Raw genomic sequence first — 442 nt, forward strand, 5'->3', positions numbered from 1 at the left:
GATTCGATCCGCATGTCGTTCAACTTTCATCTGGCAGGGACGCGCACGTGCGATTCGCGTGTCGCTGATGCACGATGCCGCGCGTCCAGTGTGCAAGCGCCACCCAAGGCGTTCCGCGCGATTCGGCGGAGCCTCGCTACCTGGCACGAAATAGTCGCTTCAGATGAAGTGCGGTGAATCCCGGGGCGTACTGCCCAGCGTACGTCTCGAGAGACGTACGTAAGCGTAACTGAAGTGAACGATGCCGTAGCTTTCGGCCATGCGCAGTTGCGGTATCGCGGACGGCGGCGCCGGCGTGCGATCGGCGAGCAGATCGCAATATCCGCACGCATCGAAATGGACCGCAGGCGCGTGGTCGTCGGTGTCTGACGGCTCGTCGACCGAGCAGATCGGTGTGGTCGGCGTACTCCCGTATCGAGCGGCAAGGCCGTCGCTCACGATC

The 442-nt window shown here is 62.9% G+C and carries 1 protein-coding gene; it reads right to left on the reverse strand.

Translation table 11 applies throughout. From position 1 onward, the window contains the following. Nucleotides 1–159 precede the first annotated feature (159 nt). The coding region (locus tag J5M56_RS25545; protein ID WP_207938130.1) for a DUF2946 family protein at nucleotides 160–442 on the reverse strand (283 nt) is incomplete at its 5' end.

Origin of the sequence: Pseudomonas sp. 51_B (assembly GCF_017491595.1) — a bacterium.
Lineage (GTDB): Bacteria > Pseudomonadota > Gammaproteobacteria > Pseudomonadales > Pseudomonadaceae > Aquipseudomonas > Aquipseudomonas promysalinigenes.